At 65.0% G+C, this 21,620-nt stretch carries 24 protein-coding genes and 1 tRNA gene; 19 read left to right on the forward strand and 6 right to left on the reverse strand.

The window, feature by feature from the left end; translation table 11 throughout:
- Positions 1–209: 209 nt before the first annotated feature.
- From NO363_RS01525 to NO363_RS01545, 5 genes are all read left to right on the forward strand, one after another.
- Positions 210–911, forward strand: coding sequence for a cell division protein ZapB (locus NO363_RS01525; RefSeq protein ID WP_256686353.1), 702 nt, complete (start codon positions 210–212; stop codon positions 909–911).
- Positions 912–1,527: 616 nt separating this feature from the next.
- Positions 1,528–2,307 (forward strand): HAD-IIA family hydrolase, encoded by a 780-nt coding sequence (locus NO363_RS01530; protein ID WP_256686354.1) that lies wholly within the window; start codon positions 1,528–1,530, stop codon positions 2,305–2,307.
- A gap of 76 nt (positions 2,308–2,383) precedes the next feature.
- Positions 2,384–2,635: an MTH865 family protein gene (locus NO363_RS01535; RefSeq protein ID WP_256686356.1), complete on the forward strand. Its 252-nt coding sequence runs from the start codon at positions 2,384–2,386 to the stop codon at positions 2,633–2,635.
- A gap of 56 nt (positions 2,636–2,691) precedes the next feature.
- Positions 2,692–2,832: a hypothetical protein gene (locus NO363_RS01540; protein WP_256686358.1), complete on the forward strand. Its 141-nt coding sequence runs from the start codon at positions 2,692–2,694 to the stop codon at positions 2,830–2,832.
- Positions 2,833–2,915: 83 nt separating this feature from the next.
- The gene (locus NO363_RS01545; RefSeq protein WP_256686359.1) at positions 2,916–3,479 is read left to right on the forward strand and encodes a peroxidase-related enzyme; all 564 of its coding nucleotides are present in this window, start codon (positions 2,916–2,918) and stop codon (positions 3,477–3,479) included.
- A 43-nt stretch (positions 3,480–3,522) separates the two neighbouring features.
- Here the strand turns inward: NO363_RS01545 and NO363_RS01550 are convergent, their stop codons facing one another.
- Positions 3,523–4,470 (reverse strand): diacylglycerol/lipid kinase family protein, encoded by a 948-nt coding sequence (locus NO363_RS01550; RefSeq protein WP_256686360.1) that lies wholly within the window; start codon positions 4,468–4,470, stop codon positions 3,523–3,525.
- A 133-nt stretch (positions 4,471–4,603) separates the two neighbouring features.
- On the opposite strand from NO363_RS01550, the gene NO363_RS01555 reads away from it, so the two are divergent.
- Both NO363_RS01555 and NO363_RS01560 read left to right on the forward strand, forming a co-directional pair.
- Positions 4,604–5,626: an NAD(P)/FAD-dependent oxidoreductase gene (locus NO363_RS01555; protein WP_256686361.1), complete on the forward strand. Its 1,023-nt coding sequence runs from the start codon at positions 4,604–4,606 to the stop codon at positions 5,624–5,626.
- Between the two features lie 103 nt (positions 5,627–5,729).
- Positions 5,730–6,710, forward strand: coding sequence for an MBL fold metallo-hydrolase (locus NO363_RS01560; protein ID WP_256686363.1), 981 nt, complete (start codon positions 5,730–5,732; stop codon positions 6,708–6,710).
- 253 nt (positions 6,711–6,963) lie between these two features.
- Here the strand turns inward: NO363_RS01560 and NO363_RS01565 are convergent.
- Together NO363_RS01565 and tatA are read right to left on the reverse strand one after the other, a co-directional pair.
- Positions 6,964–7,036: transfer RNA gene (locus tag NO363_RS01565), tRNA-Arg, on the reverse strand.
- 38 nt (positions 7,037–7,074) lie between these two features.
- Entirely contained in the window at positions 7,075–7,407 is a 333-nt protein-coding gene (gene tatA / locus NO363_RS01570; protein ID WP_306169492.1) for a twin-arginine translocase TatA/TatE family subunit, read from the reverse strand.
- A gap of 164 nt (positions 7,408–7,571) precedes the next feature.
- Here tatA and NO363_RS01575 point away from each other — a divergent pair, with 164 nt between their 5' ends.
- The 3 genes from NO363_RS01575 (at position 7,572) to NO363_RS01585 (ending at position 10,674) form a co-directional block, all read left to right on the forward strand.
- On the forward strand, positions 7,572–8,051 hold the full coding sequence (locus NO363_RS01575; protein ID WP_256686364.1) for a redoxin domain-containing protein: 480 nt from the start codon (positions 7,572–7,574) through the stop codon (positions 8,049–8,051).
- 47 nt (positions 8,052–8,098) lie between these two features.
- Positions 8,099–8,917, forward strand: a complete 819-nt coding sequence (locus NO363_RS01580; protein WP_256686365.1) for an HD domain-containing protein — start codon at positions 8,099–8,101, stop codon at positions 8,915–8,917.
- A 464-nt stretch (positions 8,918–9,381) separates the two neighbouring features.
- Positions 9,382–10,674 (forward strand): MFS transporter, encoded by a 1,293-nt coding sequence (locus NO363_RS01585; protein WP_256686366.1) that lies wholly within the window; start codon positions 9,382–9,384, stop codon positions 10,672–10,674.
- Between the two features lie 18 nt (positions 10,675–10,692).
- Here NO363_RS01585 and NO363_RS01590 read toward each other — a convergent pair whose 3' ends face one another.
- Entirely contained in the window at positions 10,693–11,835 is a 1,143-nt protein-coding gene (locus tag NO363_RS01590) for a pyridoxal phosphate-dependent aminotransferase (protein WP_256686367.1), read from the reverse strand.
- Positions 11,832–12,236, reverse strand: coding sequence for a 6,7-dimethyl-8-ribityllumazine synthase (gene ribH, locus NO363_RS01595; protein ID WP_256686368.1), 405 nt, complete (start codon positions 12,234–12,236; stop codon positions 11,832–11,834). Before ribH ends, NO363_RS01590 begins: the two co-directional genes overlap by 4 nt.
- Before the next feature lie 87 nt (positions 12,237–12,323).
- Here ribH and NO363_RS01600 point away from each other — a divergent pair, with 87 nt between their 5' ends.
- The 9 genes from NO363_RS01600 to NO363_RS01640 all read left to right on the forward strand — a co-directional run bounded on the left by NO363_RS01600 (position 12,324) and on the right by NO363_RS01640 (position 20,944).
- Positions 12,324–14,042 carry a flippase activity-associated protein Agl23 gene (locus NO363_RS01600; protein WP_256686369.1) on the forward strand — a complete coding sequence of 573 codons (1,719 nt, stop codon included), beginning with the start codon at positions 12,324–12,326 and terminating at the stop codon, positions 14,040–14,042.
- Positions 14,043–14,078: 36 nt separating this feature from the next.
- Complete coding sequence (locus tag NO363_RS01605) at positions 14,079–15,230, forward strand: 5-(carboxyamino)imidazole ribonucleotide synthase (protein ID WP_256686370.1); 1,152 nt, start codon at positions 14,079–14,081, stop codon at positions 15,228–15,230.
- A complete protein-coding gene (purE, locus tag NO363_RS01610) occupies positions 15,227–15,835 on the forward strand; it encodes a 5-(carboxyamino)imidazole ribonucleotide mutase (RefSeq protein WP_256686371.1) in 609 nt (202 codons plus the stop codon). The genes NO363_RS01605 and purE overlap by 4 nt, the downstream gene beginning before the upstream one ends.
- 84 nt (positions 15,836–15,919) lie before the next feature.
- Positions 15,920–16,321 carry an NADH-quinone oxidoreductase subunit A gene (locus tag NO363_RS01615; protein ID WP_256686373.1) on the forward strand — a complete coding sequence of 134 codons (402 nt, stop codon included), beginning with the start codon at positions 15,920–15,922 and terminating at the stop codon, positions 16,319–16,321.
- Entirely contained in the window at positions 16,318–17,010 is a 693-nt protein-coding gene (locus tag NO363_RS01620; protein ID WP_007739048.1) for an NADH-quinone oxidoreductase subunit B, read from the forward strand. Before NO363_RS01615 ends, NO363_RS01620 begins: the two co-directional genes overlap by 4 nt.
- The gene (locus NO363_RS01625) at positions 17,007–18,683 is read left to right on the forward strand and encodes an NADH-quinone oxidoreductase subunit D (RefSeq protein WP_256686376.1); all 1,677 of its coding nucleotides are present in this window, start codon (positions 17,007–17,009) and stop codon (positions 18,681–18,683) included. Before NO363_RS01620 ends, NO363_RS01625 begins: the two co-directional genes overlap by 4 nt.
- A complete protein-coding gene (locus tag NO363_RS01630) occupies positions 18,680–19,819 on the forward strand; it encodes a complex I subunit 1/NuoH family protein (RefSeq protein WP_007739050.1) in 1,140 nt (379 codons plus the stop codon). Before NO363_RS01625 ends, NO363_RS01630 begins: the two co-directional genes overlap by 4 nt.
- A 10-nt stretch (positions 19,820–19,829) precedes the next feature.
- Positions 19,830–20,291 (forward strand): NuoI/complex I 23 kDa subunit family protein, encoded by a 462-nt coding sequence (locus NO363_RS01635; RefSeq protein WP_007739051.1) that lies wholly within the window; start codon positions 19,830–19,832, stop codon positions 20,289–20,291.
- 68 nt (positions 20,292–20,359) lie between these two features.
- Positions 20,360–20,944, forward strand: coding sequence for a helix-turn-helix domain-containing protein (locus NO363_RS01640; protein WP_256686380.1), 585 nt, complete (start codon positions 20,360–20,362; stop codon positions 20,942–20,944).
- A 72-nt stretch (positions 20,945–21,016) separates the two neighbouring features.
- Here NO363_RS01640 and NO363_RS01645 read toward each other — a convergent pair whose 3' ends face one another.
- On the reverse strand, positions 21,017–21,565 hold the full coding sequence (locus NO363_RS01645) for a plastocyanin/azurin family copper-binding protein (RefSeq protein WP_256686382.1): 549 nt from the start codon (positions 21,563–21,565) through the stop codon (positions 21,017–21,019).
- Positions 21,566–21,620: the final 55 nt, after the last annotated feature.

Genomic DNA, 21,620 nt, shown 5'->3' on the forward strand with positions numbered 1-21,620 from the left:
TCGCCGCTTGCGATATCCAGTAGTCCGGCTTGCCGGAGCGATGACCGTACTGTCGCCGTGCCGGAGCCACGACGGACACTCGCGTGCGATCCCTCGCGGCTGAGCCCGTCTCGCCTCCGTCGTTTCATACCACTAAGCATCGCTCGCTGAACCACCGCCAAGACTGGGAGTGACGATCTCACTCCCGACATCGCGACTCCAGTTCGCTCATGACATCAGACAGAGCTTTCGGTACCGCCCCAACCGACCCGACTGAACACGCATCGTCCGAGCTGATCGCCCAACTGATCGACCGCGTCGAGACACTCGAAGCCGAGAACGAACGGCTTCACGACGAACTCGACGAGCTTCACGATCGACAGCGTGAGGACTGCCATGCTCTCGCCCGCGAAAATCACGAGCTTCGCAACAGACAGGACCGACTGCAAGAGCGCGTCGGGAACGCCGAGGACAAAGACGGCTATCTCCTCGAGGATATCGTCGACCTCGAAGAGCAACTCTCCGAGCTGGAGGAGCGATCCGCCCCGCAAGGCGAACGCACCGACGGCGACAGCACGCCCCAGCGTCCTGCACTCACTCCGATCGAGCGCGTTGCCCGGCTAGAAACCGAGGAGGTGAGCATCAACGTGACCCCATCCATCGAGCGGGCGGTCGTCATCTTTGACCACTGGCACGAGTGGTCGACAAAGACACCGAATGGGCGTGTGCTGAAAGACGGCCTCAAGGAACTCCTATGTACTGCAACCGACGAACGACTCGCGTGGCGGCAGGTCTATCGTGCCGCCAACGCCCTTGAGGAACTCTCCAAAGGCAACATCGAGCTCACCGACCACTCCCGTCATGGAAAGATGCTAGTCGAATCCCAATCGACGAACCGTGACTGTCGGGCGTCGTCAGCGGCCACACCATGAGCCACGTCAGAGACCCGCCTGCCACCCACTAGATCGCTAACAGGAACAATACTCTCACACACGAATGCAGTGTATGCATCGGTCGTCTACCGCCGGGTATACCGCCTCAGACAGCCTCATAGCTGAAATAGAGACAACCCGGCTGAATCGAGTGCTGACGACAGTCGTCAGTGGATCCCGCCTCAGCAGAGAGCAGTCCGAGTCGAATCCCAAGAGCTCGACCAGATGTTGCTTGCAGATATTGTGATTACATCGGCGTGAACACTTCAAACCGGAATCGGCGATAGCTTCTCGGCTGTCGATGTCTCTGTACTGCCTGCGATTGGCATCGACATCTCTCGGTTGCTGTTTCTCCGATTTGTCGGGGCAGTGTGTCTGAATCCTTCGCCCAAGATATCTCTCCAGCGGAACTACGAGTGTGTATGTGCTTGTGGATTCCTCAGGTATAGCGATCGATCTCCAGCGGAACTACGTGTGTGTATGTCTCTGTCTGGAACTACTGCTTCGGCCGAGTTCTCTCAGGGCCGCCGACAACATGGACCACTCGCCTTCATCCGAACACTGCCATCCAGCCCGAGATCGACGGGATTTACCCACCCTGACTCCTACCGTCCCCATGCCCTCTCGTGGCGCGATCGTCGATCTCGACGGCACCGTCTATCGTGGCGACGCGCCGATCCCGGGTGCTCACCAGGGCATCCAAGCGCTTCGCACTGCCGAGTACGACCTCTGTTTTTTCTCGAACAATCCCACGAACTCCCAGGGCGAGTTCGCCGACCGCCTTGCCGCAATGGACCTCACCGTCCGCCCCGACGAAATCCAGTCCGCGGGCACCGTCACCGTCGACTATCTCGCAACCGAACACGCCACCGACCGGATCTTCCTCGTCGGCGCACCGGGATTGCGCAGCCAGCTCGACGACGCCGACCTCACGCTGACCGACAAGCCCACGACCGCCGACGTCCTCGTCGCCTCCTACGCTCGCGATTTCGAGTACGACGACATGACCGACGGCCTGCGCGCACTCGACGCGGGGGCGGCCTTCGTCGGTACCGATCCCGACGTAACGATCCCGACCGCAAACGGAGCCGTTCCTGGCTCGGGAGCGATTATCCGTGCCATCGCGGGCGTCGCCGAACGTGAACCCGATATCATCGTGGGCAAACCATCCGACCATGCCCTCTCCGCTGCGTGCTCGGGCCTTGCCGCCGCCCCCGAGGACTGTCTCGTCGTTGGCGACCGTCTCGACACCGATATCGCGATGGGCGCACGCGGTGGCTTCGAGACCGTCCTCGTTCGTACCGGCACGACCGATGACGATACGCTCGCCACGAGCGACATCACGCCCGATCACGTTCTCGATTCGTTGGGCGAGATCGAACGAATACTCCAGTGAGTCGGCCGACAATCCTGCCAAACACAGTAGACGTTCCCGAACGCTTTTACTGACAGTCGCTGAACAATCGGTGGCTATGGCAGACGAAGACGAACTCAGAAGCCAGATGATCGACGCGTTCGAAGAGGCCGACTACCCGATTTCGAGTCCGATGGATCTCGTGCCGGCCCTGCCCAACGGGCCGTCGACGACGTTCGAATCGGGCGACTTCTCGATGACGGCGATGGAGCTCAACACGAAGCTCTCGGGGGGCGATTTCCCCTACGAGAGCCCCGAGAGCTTCGTCGACGACGTCATCGAACAGCTCAACGAGCAAGACGAGATCTGAGTCGGCACTCTCACCAAAAGGGGCGAAGTTAACTCGCCGGCGGTCGAACGCCGCACATGGATGGGGTGGCGGCGCTCGTCGAAGCGTTGGTGCGGACGTTCGGCCCGTTCGTCATCCCTGCGACGGTGTTCGTCATCGGCCTCGCCGGCTACGCACTCCTCTTCGTGCTCAACCGCTGGCTCGACACTTGGTCGTAGCCCGCCCCTCCACAATCGCCACGATCGCCACAATCGCCACGATCGCCACAACACCTAAGCGCACACCTCTCGCCCAATCAATCATGAGCGACGCGATGGGCGAGTTCCCGGTGCCCGATGTCGAAGATCTCCCAGAAGACGTGCGCGAACGCATCGAAGCCGAAACTGAGGACGCGGGCTTTACGCCGAACGTCTTTTCGGCCTTTGCCTACCGTCCCGCACAGTTCCGGGCGTTTTTCGCCTACCACGACGCCCTCGTCGAGCAGTCGGCTCTCGAACGCGAGGAAATCGAGATGCTCATCGTCACCGTCAGTGGCGTCAACGACTGTTACTACTGTACGGTCGCCCACGGTGCGTTGCTTCGCATCTACGCCGACGATCCGTATCTCGCCGATCAGCTCGCCGCCAACCATCGCGCGGCCGACCTTTCCGAACCCCACCGAACGATGCTCGACATCGCGGTCACACTCACCGAATCGCCCGGCGAGGTCGATTCCGCAGACATCGAGCGCCTGCGCGAGGTCGGCTTTTCCGAGAAGGCAGCGTGGGATATCGCCAGCGTCACCGCCTACTACAACCTCTCGAACCGGCTGGCGAACTTCGCCGATATGCGTCCCAACGAGGAGTTCCACACGCTCGGGCGCTGATCGCTGCCGACCCGATCTCGAACGCATCGAACCAATACAGCACTCAGACCGTCGGCGCGGGGTCGTACTCCGGGCCGACACAGACCGACAGCGCCGCCGGTTGCACGGTGAGCGTGAGGCGCTCACGGCGATAGATCTCGCCGTCGAGGCTGAAATCCACCGCGTCGGCCCGGCTCTCGATTTCGATGCGTTCGGCGTCGAGGCGTGTCACGTGCTCGGTGTCGCGGCCCAACAGCTGCTGGGCGATGGCTTCCGCGACCGCCTCGCTCGGGGGCATCTGCTCGATGAGCGTCACGTCGAACAGTCCGTCCTCGACGTTCGCCTGGCCGAGCTCCTTCGCGAATCGGCGGGCGTTGCCGATGAGCACCGAGAGCGCCTCGCCCGACCAGGTGTGCTCGCCCTCGTCGGTGACGGCATCGATATCGAGCGCGAGCCCCTCGAACGTCGTCGCCTGCTGGACGCCCGTGATGACGAACGCGAGCGGCCCGAACCGCTCTTTCATGTCCGAGGTGGTCGCCGCGCTCGTGTCGGCGGTCAGGCCGGCGATGCAGGATTTGACGAACGGCGTGTCGTCGGCGAACCCGATGTCGATCTCGCGCGCCTCACCCTCTTCGAGCAGTTCGAAACCGTGCTCGATGCTCCGAACGCCGATATCGCCGGCGAAGATGTTCGCCGTGCCGGCGGGGAGCACTCCGAACCGCACCGTATCGAGCGCGTCGGCGTCGGCGAGCCCCTGGACGATCTCCTGGACGGTGCCGTCGCCACCACACGCTCCCAGCACCGTCACGCCGTCGGCGATGGCCTCGCGTGCGAGCGCCGCCCCGTCGCCCTGCGCCGTGGTTTCGACGACCGAGTAGCCGTGGCGGTCGGCCAGTCGCCGGACCGACGGGCCGTGCTCGCCGTCACCGCTCGTCGGGTTCACGATGATGCGGCGCGTCGCCCCGTCGGGCGGTCCCGCGCCAGTCACTGTCCGTTCCGGGTCCCGAGCCATCGTTTCATCGCGGATTGCACGCCGAGACGGATAGGCCATCGGACTGCTCACCGCGCTGGCGCGGTCGTTTCCGGGTAGTGTTGTGCGCGTCGACCACATTCGTTATGAGTCTCGCGGCCCTACCACTAGGTATATGGACGACAGCGCAGGCTACGACGTCGCAGTTATCGGCGGTGGGCCGGCGGGTCTGACCGCAGCACTGTATACGACGCGGCTCGGCCACGATACGGTCGTGCTCAATCGAGGTGGCGGTCGTGCCGCGATGATGCGCGATACGCACAACGTCATCGGTGTCACCGAGGAAACCAGCGGCAACGAGTTCCTCCAGGCCGCGATCGAACAGCTCGAAGGCTACGGCACGGACTACCGCCAGACGTTCGTGACGGATGCCGAGCGGGTCGACGACGAACGGGCGTTCCGGCTCGCGACGAACGACGCCGAGCTGTTCGCCGATCGCGTGGTGCTCGCGACCGGCTTTTCGGACGCCCATCCCGATCCGCCGCTCCCCCGTACTGGACGCGGCCTGCACTACTGTCTGCACTGTGATGCCTACATGTTCGTCGACGAGCCGGTCTACGTGATGGGCCACGGCGAGTCGGCCGCCCACGTCGCGATGATCATGCTCAACTTCACCGACGATGTGGATCTCCTGTTGCGCGGGCACGATCCAGAGTGGTCCGAGGAGACCGACCGCCAGCTGCGCGCCCATCCGGTCGACATCGTCGACAGCGACGTCGAGAGCAAGTTCGCCGACGAGGACGATCCGGAGTGGCTCGGCGGCTTCGAATTTGAGAACGGCGAGCGCCGCGAGTACATGGGCGGGTTCGGAATGTACGGCTCCGAGTACAACAACGATCTCGCGCGCGAACTCGGTTGCGAGATCAACGACGACGGCACCGTCGCAGTCGACGACCACGGCAACACCTCCGCCGACGGTGTCTACGCCGTGGGCGATCTCGTCCCCGGTCACAACCAGATCCCCGTCGCGATGGGTCAGGGAGCCAAGGCCGGCATCGATATCCACTACGACCTCCGACGATTCCCAATGAGCCTCGACGAGCTCGAAGCGGAGGGCGAGATCGCGGCCGACGACGTCCCCGCGATCTCCGACGAGCTGCGCGAGCGCTCGGCCGCCCGTGCCACGGGCGACGACTGAGATCGGTTTTTCTTGCACACGATCGACAGGTGCGCGTTCGCCGACCGCGAGTGGTATGTATCGTCAGCCCGCTGGTCGTGGTATGTACGGTGAGTACCGGTAGATGGAGCGCATCACGCTCGAAAACACCGTCTTCGAGGGATTGAACAACGTCTACGTCCTCGGTGCGGGGTCGGACGCGCCGACGCTGATCGATACCGGCGTGGCGACAGTCGAGACGCGCGCGCAGTTGGACGAAGGGCTCGCCGACGCGGGCGTGGCGATCGCGGATATCGAGCAGATCCTGCTCACCCACTGGCACGGCGATCACGCGGGGCTGGCGGGCGAACTCCAAGACGAGAGCGGCGCGACGGTTCGTGCCCACGCCGCCGACGCACCGCTCATCGGCGGCGAGGAGAGCGCGTGGGACGCGATGGACGATCGCCAGCGGACATTACTGGACGAGTGGGGACTGCCCGCCGAGCCACGAGAGGAACTGCTCGGCTTTCTCGACGGGAGTCTGCAGGGAACGCCGCCGACCGTCGAGCCGTTCGAGGACGGCGCGCGCTTCGACACACCCGAGGGACCCCTCGAAGCGCTGCATCTGCCGGGCCACGCCGCCGGGCTCGCGGGCTTTGCCTTCGACGGCACCGACGGTCGTGAACTGTTCTCTGGGGATGCGTTGCTCCCCCATTACACGCCGAACGTCGGCGGGGCCGACGTGCGCGTCGAGCGCCCGCTTGCGCAGTATCTCGACACGCTTTCCAGCATCGTCGACGCGGGGTTCGCCCGCGCGTGGCCCGGCCATCGCGATCCCATCGACGATCCCGCCGGTCGCGCTCGCGAGATCATCGTCCACCATCGTGAGCGAACCAGCAACGTCCTCGACGTACTGCGCGAGCACGGACCGGCATCCGCATGGACCGTGAGCGCACACCTGTTCGGCGATCTCTCGGCGATCCATATCCTCCACGGGCCGGGCGAAGCCTACGCCCATCTGGAACATCTCAGCGCCCACGATGTGACCGAGCCGACCGACGACGGCTACCGGCTGCTCGACAGCGAGCCCGACCTCGACGAGCTGTTCCCTGCAGTCGCCGAGTGACCTACGACGGCGGTGCGGTCGCAGTCGCGGCGGCTGCGGTGCGGTCCTGGTGGATGAAGGGCGAGCATCCCGATGGGATGCGAGGGCTTCTGCGGTGCTGTGGCGTGAGAGTATCCGCGCGAGTGGAACGAGCGCGGTTCACCGTGAGCGAGGCCGGAGGCCGAGCGAGCGGGGAGTTTTTAGCGTAGCTTTTTGCAAGGAGTGGTGCGCGAGCCGTAGGCGAGCGCACCCGACGCAGTAAAAAGGTACTATTCGGGCGTGACGGGATTCGAACCCGCGGTCTAGAGGTTAGGAACCTCTCGCCCTATCCGCTAGGCCACACGCCCCGGCGAGGTCTGGGGCGGCGGATCGAAAAACCGTTGCGTTATTGGTTACTTTCGACTTCGGTGTTGCGCTCTTCGACTTCGGGCGGGTTGTGATCGACGGTGTCGGTCTGTGTGTCGGTCGCGTCGGCGTCGGTCGTGGTGGTCGTTTCACTAGCGCCCGAGCCGCCCTCGGCGTCGCCCTCCTGCATCTCGTCGAGTTCCTCCTCGATTTCCTGCCGTCCCTTGTCGAACTCGCCGCGGGCCTGACCGAGCGCGCCAGCGAGCTGGGGAATCTTGTTCGCGCCGAACAGGAGGACGATGATCACGAGGATGATCAACACCTCCGGTCCGCCGGGAATACCCGGGATCTGCAGCAGCGATAATCCCATCATTGTGGCTGTAGCTTACGAACTATCCATTATAGGCCTTTTGCTCACCGAAATGACCGCTGTGGGCGAGCAGGCATGCGTTCGCCGACCGCCCGACTGTCCGGCCGTCCGGTCTCCCCGAATCGGGCACAACAGTCTTGCGCGGGCGGCACCGACCGGTGGGTACGATGCTCTCCGATGGCGACTCGGCACCGGCGTTCACCGCACCGCTCGCGAACGGCGATCTCGGCGAGACGTTCACGCTCTCGGAACGCCTCGACGACGCGCCGCTCGTGCTCGCCTTTTTCCCCGGCGCGTTTTCGAGCGTCTGCACCGGCGAGATGCGCACGTTTCAGGAACGTCTCGGCGACTTCGCAGACGCCGGCGCGCGGATCTACGGTATCAGCGTCGATTCGCCGTTCGCGCTCAATGCCTTCCGTGAGGAGAACGATCTGGAATACGATCTCATCAGCGACGCGAACCACGAGATCGTCGACGCCTACGACGCGACGATGAGCTTCGACGAACTGGGCATCGACGAGGTCGCCCAGCGCGCGGTGTTCGTCGTCGACGGTGACGGCGAGATCACCTACGCGTGGCGCTCCGACGATCCCGGCGTCGAACCGGACTACGACGAAGTCGTGAGCGCAGCCCGCAACGCAGCCTGAACTGAGCGAACCCAATCGGTTTTCCCGGCGGCCACCTAGTCCGTTCCATGAGCGACACCGATAGCGTCCGCAAGGACCGAGTGTACGATCCCGATATCGAACACGCGTTTCCCGACGAACGACTCAACGAAGTGCTCGAAACGGTCGAGAACGACGCCGAGATTCAGGCCTATCTCGACGCCCAGAACGTGAACCCGGTCACGAGAAAGCGCTACAACGATCACGGGTCGAAACACATCTCGATCGTCCGCAACCGCGCGCTCTGTCTCTACGACCTACTGAAAGCCGGCGGCGTCACGTTCAACGGTGCGGGCGATCAGGGACTCGCCGAGGCCGACGAGTCGGTGATCATCGCGCTGGCTGCGACGCTACACGACATCGGCCACGTCGTCCACCGGACCGATCACCCCTACTACTCGATCCCGCTCGCCGCCGACGTGCTCGACCGCCTCCTCCCCGAGTTCGGATGGTACGACGTCGAGGAACGCGTCCGACTCAAAGGTGAGGTGCTCCACGCGATCCTCTGTCATCATACCGCCGAGATGCCGCTCACGCTCGAAGCCGGCGTCGTCAGAATCTCCGACGCTCTCGACATGGAACACGGTCGCTCGCGCCGCCCGTACGAACAGGGCGGGCGCGGAATCAACACCGTCTCCAGTCAGGCCATCCGCGAGCTAAGCCTCAGAGCGGGTGACGACGTCCCCGTCGTCGTCGAGATCGAGATGACCGACGCCGCCGGCATCTATCAGGTCGACAGCCTGCTCATGGCGAAACTCACTGATTCAGGGCTCGAAGACGACGTCCGCATCGTCGCCGTCACGACCCGCGAGCCCGACAAACAGCTCGTCGAACGCGTCGAACTCTAAAACCCGCACTTCCACTTTTTTAGACGGGGGCATCGCGCGCCTACGGCGTCTGCTCGCGGGCCGTAGGCCCGCTCGCACGGACCGAGGCGGCGGAGCCGCCTCGCGGCGCTCAACCCCCGTCCAAAAACCTGGACTAAAAACTCCCGCTTGTTCGCTCCGCTCACTCGCGGCGAACCGCGCTCGCTACGCTCGCGCGGACACTTCCCACCACAGCACCGCAACCGCCGAAGCCCTCGGGGCGCGCTCACTCCGCTCGCTCGCCCCCTCGCCCTTCATCCACCAGGACCGCACCACAACCGCTCCGCCACCGTAGCCGCACCGCAACCGCATCGCAGCCGCAGGCCACAAATCACCCACAGTGGCCGTCAGCGGCGGCTTTCCGTGTGTTTTATTTGCATGACAAAACTGTCCGCAGAGGGTTCGAACGGATGGCTTTTTGAAGCTTCACGGCGACCGTTCTAGCAGTGTCGGAAGCAGCCGGAGGCTCGCTGGGCCTCTTCAAAAACCGTGAGTTCGTCGCCCTCGCCAGCACCGCCTTCGCCCGCTCGCAGGCGTTCTCGACCATCCTGATCGCACTCGGACTGTACGCCGATATCTTCGGCACCACCGGGACCGTCGAGGGCCTGTTCGGCACGGCCTTCGCGCTCGCCCAGTTGCTCATCGTCCTGCCGCTCGGTCGCGCCGTCGACACGCACAACGCCAAGCGCTTTCTCGTCGTTGGGTTGGGAATCAACGTCCTCGCCTTCGTCGGGTTCGCGCTCGTCGGCAGCGCTACCGACGTCATCCTCGTCCGCATTCTCCAGGGGGCCGGCGCGAGCGTGCTCTGGATTACGGGCTCGGCGGTCGTCGGCGAACTCAGCCCCGGCGACGAGCGCGGGCGCTGGCTTGGCACCTACAACCAGGTGACGGCGTTTTCAAGCCTCGCGGGCGACCTCGTCGGCGGCTTCCTCCTCTTCGCCTACGGCTTCACGCTCACCTACGCGGTGCTCTCGCTGGTGACGATCCTGGCGACGCTCGCCGTGCTCGCCTTCCTCCGTGACAATCCCGGTGGGACGACCGATCCCGAGGAAGCGACGGGCATCGAGACGCTGCGCACACTCTTGGACCGGGCGGCGGTGCGCGCGCTCGTCGTCTTCCGCCTCGGCTTCGGCTTCGGGAAGATGGCCGTCATCATCTTCCTCCCGATCTACGCCCACACCGAGTTCGGCATGAACCCGCTGATGGTCGGCGGTATCCTCGCCGGCGGGAAGCTCACGAAATCACTCCTCCAAGGGGTGGTCGGCAGCTACACCGACCGGGTGGGTCACAAACACCAGTTCGTCATCGCGGGCGCGCTCACCTACGCGCTCGGGACGGCGATGGTCCCCTTCGCCGATAGCGCCGCCGGATTCCTCCCGGCAGTCTCGCTGTCGGCGTTTGGCGGATCGGTGACGCTCCAGCCCGCCTTCTTCGTCCTCTTCGCGGCCTACGCGGTCATCGGCGTCGCCGACAGCCTCCGCCTGCCCGCGAGCATGGCGCTATTCGTCGAGGAGGGCGAGCGCTTCGACGCCGTCGCCGCGAGTCTCTCGCTGCGCTCGGTCGTCTGGAAGGTCGGCGAGGTGGTCGGCCCGCTCACCGTCGGCGCGCTCTGGGACGCCGCCTCGGTGTTCACCGCCTTCTTCACCGCCGCGGGCTTCATCGTGCTCTCGACGGGCGTGTTCGTCCTGCTCTACCGGACCGAACCCGCACCGAGCGCGACGCCGACGCCGGGCGACTGACTAAAAAACCGTCCTCCGTTAGAGCAGGTCCGCGTCGGCGAGCCGATCGACCGCCTCGCGGATCCGCTCCTGGCTGTTCGCGTAGGAGATCCGTGCGTAGCCCGGCGTGCCGAACGCGCTCCCGGGGACCGTCGCGACGTGGGCGTCCTCAATGGCGTTCTCACACCACTCCTGATCGTCCTCGGCCACCGGCACCATCATGTAGAAGGCTCCCCCGGGTTTCGAGACCTCAATGCCGTGGTCGGCCAACAGGTCGGCCAGCAGATCACGCCGTTCCTCGAAGGCCTCGGTCATCTCGACGACCGTTTCGTCGGTGTTTTCGAGCGCCTCGATGCCGGCGTGCTGGACGAAGTTCGTCGCCGAGGAGACCGAGTGCGACTGGAGCTTGCTGCTCTGGTCGACCATCTCCTGGGGCGCGGCGAGATAGCCGAGCCGCCAGCCGGTCATCGAGTAGGCCTTCGAGAAGCCGTTGATCGTGACCGTGCGATCGCCCATCCCGTCCAGGGTGCCCAAACTCGTCGGCTCGACGCCGTAGGTGATCTCCTTGTAGATCTCGTCGGAGATCACGGTGATGTCGTGTTCGACCGCGAGATCGCGGACGCCTTCGAGTGCCGCGTCCGAGTAGACGGCACCGGTGGGGTTCGACGGCGAGTTCACCACCAGGAGCTCCGTCTCGTCCGAAACGCTCTCGGCGAGTTCGTCGAGTGCGGGTTCGAGCTGGAAGTCGTGGGTCGCGAGGTCCACACGGGAAAGCGAGCCGCCGGCGAGTTTCGCCATCGCCTCGTAGGAGACCCACGCGGGATCGAGCAGGCAGACCTCGTCGCCGTCCTCGATCAGCGTCTGGAACGTCTCGTAGAGGGCCTGCTTGCCGCCCGGCGTGACGATGATTTCCTCGGACGAGTAGTCGAGCCCGTCGTCGTCGAGCTTCGCGGCGATCGCCTCCCGGAGCTCGACGATGCCGTTGGAGGCGGTGTAGCCCGTGTGGCCGGCGTCCATCGCGTCCTTCGCGGCTTCGATGATGTTCTCGGGCGTGGGGAAGTCGGGTTCGCCGACGCTCAGATCGACTACGTCCGCGCCCTCGGCTTCGAGCTCACCAGCGAGCGTGCTGATCGCGAGCGTCGCGCTCGGCTCGACGCGCTCGACTCGGTCTGTAAACTTCATGCGAGCGCCTCCAGCTGGTCGAGTGCGCTCTCGACGGCACGCGCACCGTAGTCGACGCGCTCGCGTGCTTCGGCACCGCTCATTCCGGGTCCGAGAACGCCGAAGGCCACGGGTTTGTCGCGGTCAAGGCTCACGTCGGTCAGCCCCTGTGCGGCCGCGCCAGCGATTACCTGATCGTGGTCCGTATCTCCAGAAACGATCGCGCCGAGGGCCGCAACGGCGTCGATGCCGTCCCGGCGCGCGAGGCGATCGGCCGCCAGCGGCGTGTCGTACGCGCCGGGCACCGGGATGGTCTCGGCGATCTCCGCGCCGTGCTCGGCGGCGGCGTCGCGTGCGTGCTGCTCCATTTCGGCCGCCAGTTCCCCGTAGAACTGCGCGACCACCAATCCCAAACTGGGCATACGTGCGGATGCAGAGCGCACGTCAAAGGCCTACCGCTCCGCGAGCACAAACGAAACGCTCCTAACCGCCCCGACACCCTCACCCGTATGGCATCGACCGACGGCAGTGCCGGGCGCGGCCGCCGCGTCACGCTCGCCGTCGTCGCCATCGCGCTGTTCGCACTCGTCGCCCGCATCCTCCTGCTCGGCGATCGCATCGCCCACTGGGACGAGGCACGCGTCGCCTACTGGATCCTGGATTACGCCAACACTGGGGCTTTCGAATACCAACCGATCATCCACGGGCCATTTCTTCAGCAGGTCAATCGGGTCGTCTTCGAACTGTTCGGCGCGAACGACTTCACGATGCGGCTGGTGGTCGCGCTGCTCGGGGCGGCGCTGCCGCTCGCGGCGCTGCTCTTCCGAAAGCGACTCTCCGATGTCGAGACGGTTGCATTCGCCCTGTTTCTCGCCGTCGATCCCATCTTGCTCTACTACTCGCGGTTCATGCGCAGCGACCTGCCGTTGGCGGCGTTCATGCTGTTCGCGCTCGGCTTTTTCGTTCGTGCGCTCGACAGTCGCCGCCCCCGGTACGTCCACGCGGGCATCGTCGCGCTCGCGCTCGCTTTTACGACGAAGGAAAACGTCCTCGTCTACCTCGTGACGTGGCTTGGCGCGCTCGCCCTGCTCGTCGACCGTCGACTACTCCTCGATCGCCGACCGCTCGCCGACCGCGATCTCTCGTTCGACCGCGAAGCCACGCGTGAGCGCATCGAGGCATTCGGCTCGACTCTGCGCATGTGGGTCCCCCACCTGCTCCTCGCCGTCGTCGAATTCCTCGTCATCGTCGTGTGCTTCTACGCACCACGGACGAACGGCGAGACGCCGGGATTCGACACGCTCCTTTCCGATCCGACGGCACTACCGGCAGTGATCGGCGAGGCGACGCTCGGCTCGTGGAACGCCTTCGTCTCCCAGTGGATCAACGGCGATAGCCAGAGCCACGCCTACCTGCCCTATCTCGGCGATCTCGTCGAGACGCTCGTCGTTGGATCGGGCGCGCTCGTCGTGCTCGCGGTCATCGGCTTCCTCACCGACCGTTACTCCGGCGAGCGCCCGCGCGATCTCGTCGCGTTCGCCTTCTACTCCGGGTTCGTGAGCGTTCTCGGCTATCCCATCATCACCGATATCATGGCTCCGTGGGCGACCGTCCACGCCGTCGTCTTCCTCATGCTACCGGCGGCGGTCGGCACGGGTGTGCTCTACACACGGGGGAAAGCGGCGCTCGCCAACGACGACCGTCCCGGAGTCGCCGCAGCGCTCGTCATCGCCCTGCTCGTCGTCGGCCAAGTCGGCTACGTCGGGATCGGGAACGTCTATCTCGACGACCAGTCGGAATCGAACGCGCTCGTCCAGTACGCCCAGCCCGCCGACGACCTCCGCCCGACGATCGAGGAGATGGTCGCCCTGAGCGCGAACAATCGAGGACCGGACGTGTTGCTCTACGGCGATCACCTCGTCGCCGATTCGCCTGGAAGCCGGGAACCGAAATGCTCCGACTGGTTCAACATCCTCCCGTTACCCTGGTATATCGAAGCACACAATATGAACGTCTCGTGTGCGACGGAGCCATCGGGCTTCGAGCAGCGCGTGAACGAAAGCAGTCCACCGGTCGTGATCGGGCTGACTACCGACAGCGAGTTCCTCGCGGCCAATCTGGAGGGCTACGACGAGCGGGCGTACGTGCTCCGGACCCAGGACACGGCGAAGACCAACACGACGTTTTTCGTCGACGAGAGCCGGCTGCCGAGGAACGCGACCCAGTAAACAACGCTTAAGCGCGCGAGTCGGAAACCGCCGGATATGCAACTCACCACAGACGGACCGGTCGTGGGAGTGGTCGGTGGCGGCCAGCTCGGGCGGATGCTCGGCGAGGCCGCTGCACCCATCGGCGTCGACGTCGTCGCGAGCGATCCGACGCCGGAGCCGCCGGCCGCACCGGTCGTGACCGACACGCTGCACGGCGATTTCGACGACCCCGACACGATCGATGCCCTCGCTGCACGCGCGGACGTGTTGACCTACGAGATCGAACTCGCCGATCCCGACGCGCTCGAACGCGCGAGCGAGGCCCACGACGTCCCCGTGCATCCCGCCCCCGATACGCTCCGGATGATCCAGGACAAACTCGTCCAGAAGCGCCATCTCCGCGAGGCCGGGATCCCGGTGCCCGAGTTCCGCGCCGTCGACGACACGGCCGAACTCAGGAAGGCGCTCCAGGAACTCGGCTATCCGGCGATGCTCAAAGCACGGGAGGGCGGCTACGACGGCCGCGGCAACGTTCCGATCGAATCGCCGGGCGGTGTCGAGGCAGCCTTCGAGCAGATCGAGGGAAAGGCGATGATCGAGGCGTTCGTCCCCTTCGAGCGCGAACTCTCGGTCATCGGCGTTCGCGGCGACGACGAACGGCGGGTGTTCACGCCCGGCGAGAACGTCCACGAGGAGGAGATCCTGCGCGAGACGGTCGTGCCGGCGCGCGTGCCCGAGGACGTCCGGGAGCGCGCCAAGAGCGTCGCCCGCGAGGTGCTCGATCTGCTCTCCGGGCGCGGCGTCTTCGGCATCGAGCTGTTCGAGACCGACGGCGAGATCTCTGTCAACGAGATCGCACCCCGTCCCCACAACTCGGGCCACTGGACGATCGAAGGCGCGCGGACCTCGCAGTTCGAACAGCACATCCGCGCCGTGCTCGGCTGGCCGCTCGGCGCGACCGACCGGCGCGGCCGGACGGTGACGAAGAACCTGCTCGGTGACGTCGCGGAGCCGCGACCCGCCGCCCTCGACGGCGTCGATGCGATCCTCTCGTCGCCGACGGCGAACCTCCACTGGTACGGCAAGCGCGAGGCGCGCCCGCTCCGGAAGATGGGCCACGTCACGCTCACCGACGCCCGTACCGAGCCCGACGAACTGCTCGCGGACGCCCGCGAACTGCGTAACCACTGGAGCTTCGACTCATGAGCACGGAAATCGACGATCTGATCGACGAGCTACGGAGCGAGGCAGCGACGGATCGCCCGTCGGCTGAGACGCCCGATGTGGGGATCGTCATGGGGTCGGATTCGGATCTCGACACGATGGCGGGGGCTTACGAGGCGCTCTCGGAGCTCGGCTTCGAAGAGGACACGGGCGAGGGAGTGGAGAGCCGCTTTTCCTACGAGAGCTACGTGGTGTCGGCCCATCGGACGCCCGATCTGATGTACGCCTACGCGGAGACAGCCCACGAGCGCGGACTCTCGGTCATCATCGCGGGCGCGGGCGGCAAGTCGGCCGATCTGCCGAACATGACCGCCTCGATCGCCTTTCCGGTGCCCGTCATCGGCGTCCCGGTACAGGAGAAGTCGGTCGATTCGGTCATCGGGATGCCGACCGGCGCGCCGATCGTCGCGGTCGATGCGGGCAAGTCGTTCAACGCCGGGCTGTCGGCGGCCCAGCTGCTCGCGAGCGATCACGATGAGCTTGCCGAGCGTCTGATCGACTATCACGAGGAACTCGAAAGCGGGGTCGGGACGATCTCGCGCGAGCTCCACGAGCAGGGGATCGAGGTGTTCCGTGAGGACCACTGAACGGCGTGTCAGGTCGCTCGCGGGCGGAAAGAATCAATCCTTATGTGAGTGCGCTCCAAAGCATCGCCACGAGCAACCAAGCACATGAATGAATGGATAGCTGTCGGGGCGCTGGCGTTCGTCGCCATCGCAGTCCCGCTCTCGTTGCTGGGCGTATCGTTCCTGTTGCGACCCAGCGTGCCCGAACAGGGAAAAGCGGCCGTCTACGAGTCGGGTGAGGTCCCGACGGGCAACACGCGCATCCGGTTCAACATCCAGTACTACATGGTCGCGCTGTTGTTCCTCGTCTTCGACATCGAGACGGTGCTCATTTTCCCGTGGACGGTCATCTACCGCGACGCCGTACAGAGCGCGGGGCTGGCCGCGGCGCTCGTGCCGATGTTGATCTTCATCGGCGTGCTCGTCGTCGGGCTCGCGTGGGCGTGGCGTAACGGCGCGGTGCAGTGGATCCACAGCCAGAATTCGAACAGTACGACACGACAATGAGTAGCGACAATCAACCTCAGACCGCGGACGCACAGACGACTCAGGAGGCCCGGATGGGCGGCGGGACGGACAACCGGTTCAACTCCAAGCTCAGAAACGCCTTCGGCTCCTCGCCGTTCATCCTCACGAAGTTCGACTCGTTCATGAACTGGGTGCGTGGCTCCTCGATGTTCATGCTCCAGTTCGGCATCGCCTGCTGTTCGATCGAGATGATGCACACCTACGCGGTGAAACACGACCTCGATCGCTTCGGCTCCGGCGTCCCCCGGGCGTCGCCACGACAGGCCGACGTGATCATCGTGCCGGGCACCATCGTCTCGAAGTTCGCCCCGCGGATGAAGCGGGTCTACGACCAGATGCCCGAACCGAAGTTCGTCGTCTCGATGGGCTCGTGTACCATCTCGGGCGGCCCGTTCCAGAAGGGATACAACGTCGTCAAGGGTGCCGAGGAGGTCATCCCGGTCGACATCCACGTGCCGGGCTGCCCGCCGCGACCGGAAGCGCTCATCTACGGCGTCGCGAAGCTTCAGGAGCGCATCTCCGAAGGTGAGTCGGCTCCGGTGACGGTCAAGCCGTACGAACTCCAACAGTTCGGCGATCTGGAGCGCGACGAGCTCGTCGACGAGCTCGCCGACGAGATCGATCGGGACACGCTCGTCATGCGGTACAACTGGAACGATTCGCCATGAGTCTGGAACGACCGACCGATCGAACCGACGCCGTCGGCGTCACCGAAGAGGGACTCGACTACGACGCGCTCGCCGATCTGCTCGGCGACAGCGTGGTGAGCCGTGAACAGCACCACCACACGGAGGCCTTCACCATCCGGCCCGACGAGGTCCAGGACGTGCTGTTCGCGCTGCGTGATCAGGCAGGCTTCGATCACTGCTCGAACGTCACTGCCCAGGAGTACGAAAACCGCTTCGAGACGGTCTACAACCTGAAGAAATACGTCGATCCCACGCAGGAGCTCTCCGTCGTCGTGCCGGCGTCGAAGGACAACCCCGTGAGCCAGAGCGCGGAGCCGGTCTACCGGACCGCCGACTGGCACGAGCGCGAGGCCTACGATCTGGTCGGCATCCAGTACGAGGGCCATCCCGACATGCGTCGGATCCTCCTGCCCGAGACGTGGAAAGGCCACCCGATGGGGCTCGACTACAACCAGGAGAAGCCCCAGATCGTCACGCTCGAAGCGCACGCCAACCCGCTCGAAGACGACGAGCACGATGCCGGTGCGGACACGATGTATCTGAACATCGGCCCACACCACCCGGCGACACACGGCGTGCTCCACATCGAGACGGTGCTCGACGGCGAGCAGGTCGCCCACGTCGAGCCCGACATCGGCTATCTCCACCGCTGTGAGGAGCAGATGGCACAGCAGGGCACCTACCGCCACGAGATCATGCCCTATCCCGATCGCTGGGACTACGTCTCGGCCGGTATCCTGAACGAGTGGGCGTACGCCCGTACCGCCGAGGAACTGACCGACCTCGACGTACCCGACTACGCACAGGTCATCCGGACGATGAGCGCCGAGCTCTGCCGGATCGCCGCGCACATGCTCGCGGTCGGCACGTTCGCGCTCGACGTTTACGGCGAGTTCACCGCGACGTTCATGTACGCGTTCCGCGACCGCGAGGTCGTCGAGAACATCCTTGAAGATCTGACGGGCCAGCGACTGATGTTCAACTATCTCCGGCTCGGTGGCGTGGCGTGGGACCTGCCCGAACCGCGCGAGGATTTCTTCGAGAAGATCCGGGACTTCCTCGACGGGCTCCCCCACAAGCTCGACGAGTACCACGACCTGCTGACCTCGAACGAGATCTTCCAGCTGCGCTGTGCGAACACCGGCGTGCTCGACGCCGAGACGGCCAAACAGTACGGTGCGACCGGCCCCGTCGCCCGCGCGTCGGGCGTCGACTACGACATCCGGCGCGACGACCCCTACGGCTACTACCCCGAACTCGACTGGGACGTCGTGACCGCCGAGGAGGGCGACAACTACGCGCGCGTGCTCTGTCGGCTCCAGGAGGTCGAGGAGTCCGCACGCATCATCGACCAGTGTGTCGACCTGCTCGAAGACTGGCCGGAAGACGACCGCGAGATCCAGTCGAACGTGCCCCGGACGCTCCGTCCGGACGACGATGCGGAGATCTACCGCGCCGTCGAGGGCGCGAAGGGTGAACTCGGCATCTACATCCGGAGCGACGGTACCGACAAGCCGGCCCGGTTCAAGATCCGCAGTCCGGCGTTCTCGAACCTGCAGACGCTGCCGGAGCTCGCCGTCGGCGAGTACGTGCCGGACCTGATCGCGTCGCTCGCGAGCCTCGATATCGTCCTCGGTGAGGTCGATCGATGAGCGTTTCGGAGATCGTCTTCCAGGCGGGCAACGCCACGAACGGCTCCGGGGCGGCGAACGCGACGAACGCCTCGGCGGCCGGCGGCGGACAGACGTTCCCCGAGATCCTGAGCGGGCTGCTCGGCCTCGGGCCGAACCCCGATCCCGGCCTGCAGTTCCTGTTCGCGATCGTCGGCGCGACGCTTATCGCCGTGCTCTTCTTGACGATCGCCGCGGTCGGCGGTATCTGGGGCAAGCGGAAGATCACGGCCGCGTTCACCGACCGGATCGCGGTCAATCGGGTCGGTCCGTTCGGCCTGTTGATCATCGTCGCCGACGCGGTGCGACTGCTCTCGAAGGAAGTCATCATTCCCGACGCCGTCGACCGCCCGGCGTTCGATATCGCGCCGATGGTGCTCCCGTTCTCGGCGCTGTTGGGCTTCGCGGTGATCCCGCTTGGCAGCGGGCTGCAGCTGGCCGACCCGGAGACGGGCTTCGTGTTCGTCTTCGCGGCCTCCTCGCTTGCCTCGCTCGGACTCCTGATGTCCGGCTACTCGTCGAACAACAAGTACTCGTTCCTCGGCGGGCTGCGCGCGCTCGCACAGAACCTCGCCTACGAGATCCCGCTGGTGGTGACGGGCGCGTCGGTCGTCCTGTTTACCGGCACGCTCAAGCTAAGCGAGGTCGTCGCCGTTCAGAGTCAGCCGCTGCTGACGATCGGCGGGCTGACGATCCCGTCGTGGTTCGCGTTCGTCAACCCGTTCGCATTCGTGCTGTTCCTGATCGCGAACCTCGCCGAAGTCGGCCGCAACCCGTTCGATACGCCCGAAGCGCCGGGCGAGCTGGTGGCGGGCTACATGACCGAGTATTCGGGCGCGTACTTCGTGCTGCTCTATCTCGGCGAGTTCCTCCACATCTTCCTCGGCGGCGCGATCGTCGCGACGCTGTTCCTCGGCGGCCCCGCCGGACCGGTCCTGCCGGGGCTCGTCTGGATGGTGATCAAGATCCTCGCGGTGTATCTGTTCACCCAGTGGATGCGCTCGGCGATGCCGCGCGTTCGTATCGACCAGATGATCGAGATCGGTTGGAAGGGCCTGCTCGTGATGAGCTTTGCCAACCTCGTGCTCACGGCGATCCTCGTGGGCGTGATCGCCTAACTACAAACCCATGATCGGACTGCTCAAATCGATGGCGACGACGATGAGACACGCACTCGACGGCTCGACGTTCACCGTCGAGTATCCCGATACCGCACCCGAGGTCAGCCCCCGTTTCCGTGGGGTCCACAAGTTCAGCCAGGAGCGCTGTATCTGGTGTCGGCAGTGTGAGAACGTTTGCCCGAACGACACCATCCAGATCGTGATGGACGAACAGCGCAACGGCGAGCAGTACAACCTCCACATCGGGCAGTGTATCTACTGCCGGCTCTGTGAGGAGGTCTGTCCCGTCGACGCGATCCTCCTGACCCAGAACTTCGAGTTCACCGCCGACACGAAAGACGAGTTCGCGCTCAACAAAGAGGAGCTGAAGAACGTCCCGTGGTACAAGGACATCGACCCGCTCGAAGCCCGCGAACCCGACCGTGGCGGATGGGTCGGCGAGGGCGAGGGCGAACTCGACTACCAGTAGCCGTCGGCTGCAGGAATATTTATATGATGGCGATTCATTTCATCGATAAGCGGAGCGTGTGAAACGAGATGCCAACGACCGACACCACAGATACGGCGACCGAGACGACGGACACAGAGAGCGAAACGACGGGAACGGCGACCGAGTCCACGGAGAACGGCACGGCGCAAGCGACTACGACGAGCGAGCCCACGACCAACGGTACTGCGACGGCGACCGAAACCACAGGGACGGCGACGGAGACGCCAAGCGAAACCACGGAAACGGCGACCGAAACGACGAACACGACGACCGGGACCGAAACCACGACAACTGAGAGCACTACTACAGCGACCGAGATCACGGACGAGGAGAGCGACGCCGACGCGGAACTGACCGCGTTCGCCGGGGGGTCGTCGACACGGACGGCGGTACTCGAACGGCTCGTCACCGGGCCGGCGAACGCCAGCGACATCGCCACGCGTGATCCGCCGAACGTCGAGGACATGCACGGCGTCACGGGCAATCTGAGTGTCAGCAAAACCCGATCCGCGATCGATACACTCCGCGATCGCGGGCTGGTCGAACTGCTCGTCGATAACGAAACGCCCATCTACAGCCTCACTGCCAAGGGCGAGCGGATTCTGTTCGAGATCGAACGGAACGACGGCTGAGCGACACTTGCGTATCGTCGCTGCGATTTTCACGACTCTCTCGATCACTGCAACCGAGTGCCGCTGGCAGCGCTACTCGGCGCTGCCTTCGAAATCGCCGCCGTAGCGCATGAAGAAGTAAGCGAGCCCGAGCGTCGAGAGCAGGAACGTCGACGCGGCGACGCCGAGCTGTTTGGCGAACCCGGGGATCGCGGGTTCGGAGGAGCCGCTACTGCCACCACCCTCTTGAACGATGATGGTGCCTTCCATCCCGGCGGATGCGTGCGGGTCACAGACGTAGCTGTGTTCGCCGGTCTCCTGAAACGGTGGCGTCGTGAAGCTGAACCCCTTGTCCTCGATCGGCTGATGGCCCCAATCGCCGTCGTCGGGGTGGACGTTGTGACCATCGGATTCCCAGGAGAACTTCACGGGCGTGCCGGGCGCGATCGTCAGTTCGGCGGGCTCGAACGAGAGCGAGCCTCCGGGACCGACTTTCACCGTTTTCGCCGAGCCACCGCCCGATCCCCCTGAGTCCTCCTGGGCCGCGGCCGTCCCGCTCGCGCCCGCGACGGCCGCCGTTCCCGCAGCCGTCCTGAGGAAGCCCCGTCGACTCACGCTGCTATCGGCGTCGGTATCGTCCATGCTTCACTCTCACGGGGCGACGCTACTGAACATTACGATGGCCGTCGGTCGAGAA

The organism is Halococcus qingdaonensis, assembly GCF_024508235.1.
In the GTDB taxonomy this organism is placed as follows: Archaea; Halobacteriota; Halobacteria; order Halobacteriales; family Halococcaceae; genus Halococcus; species Halococcus qingdaonensis.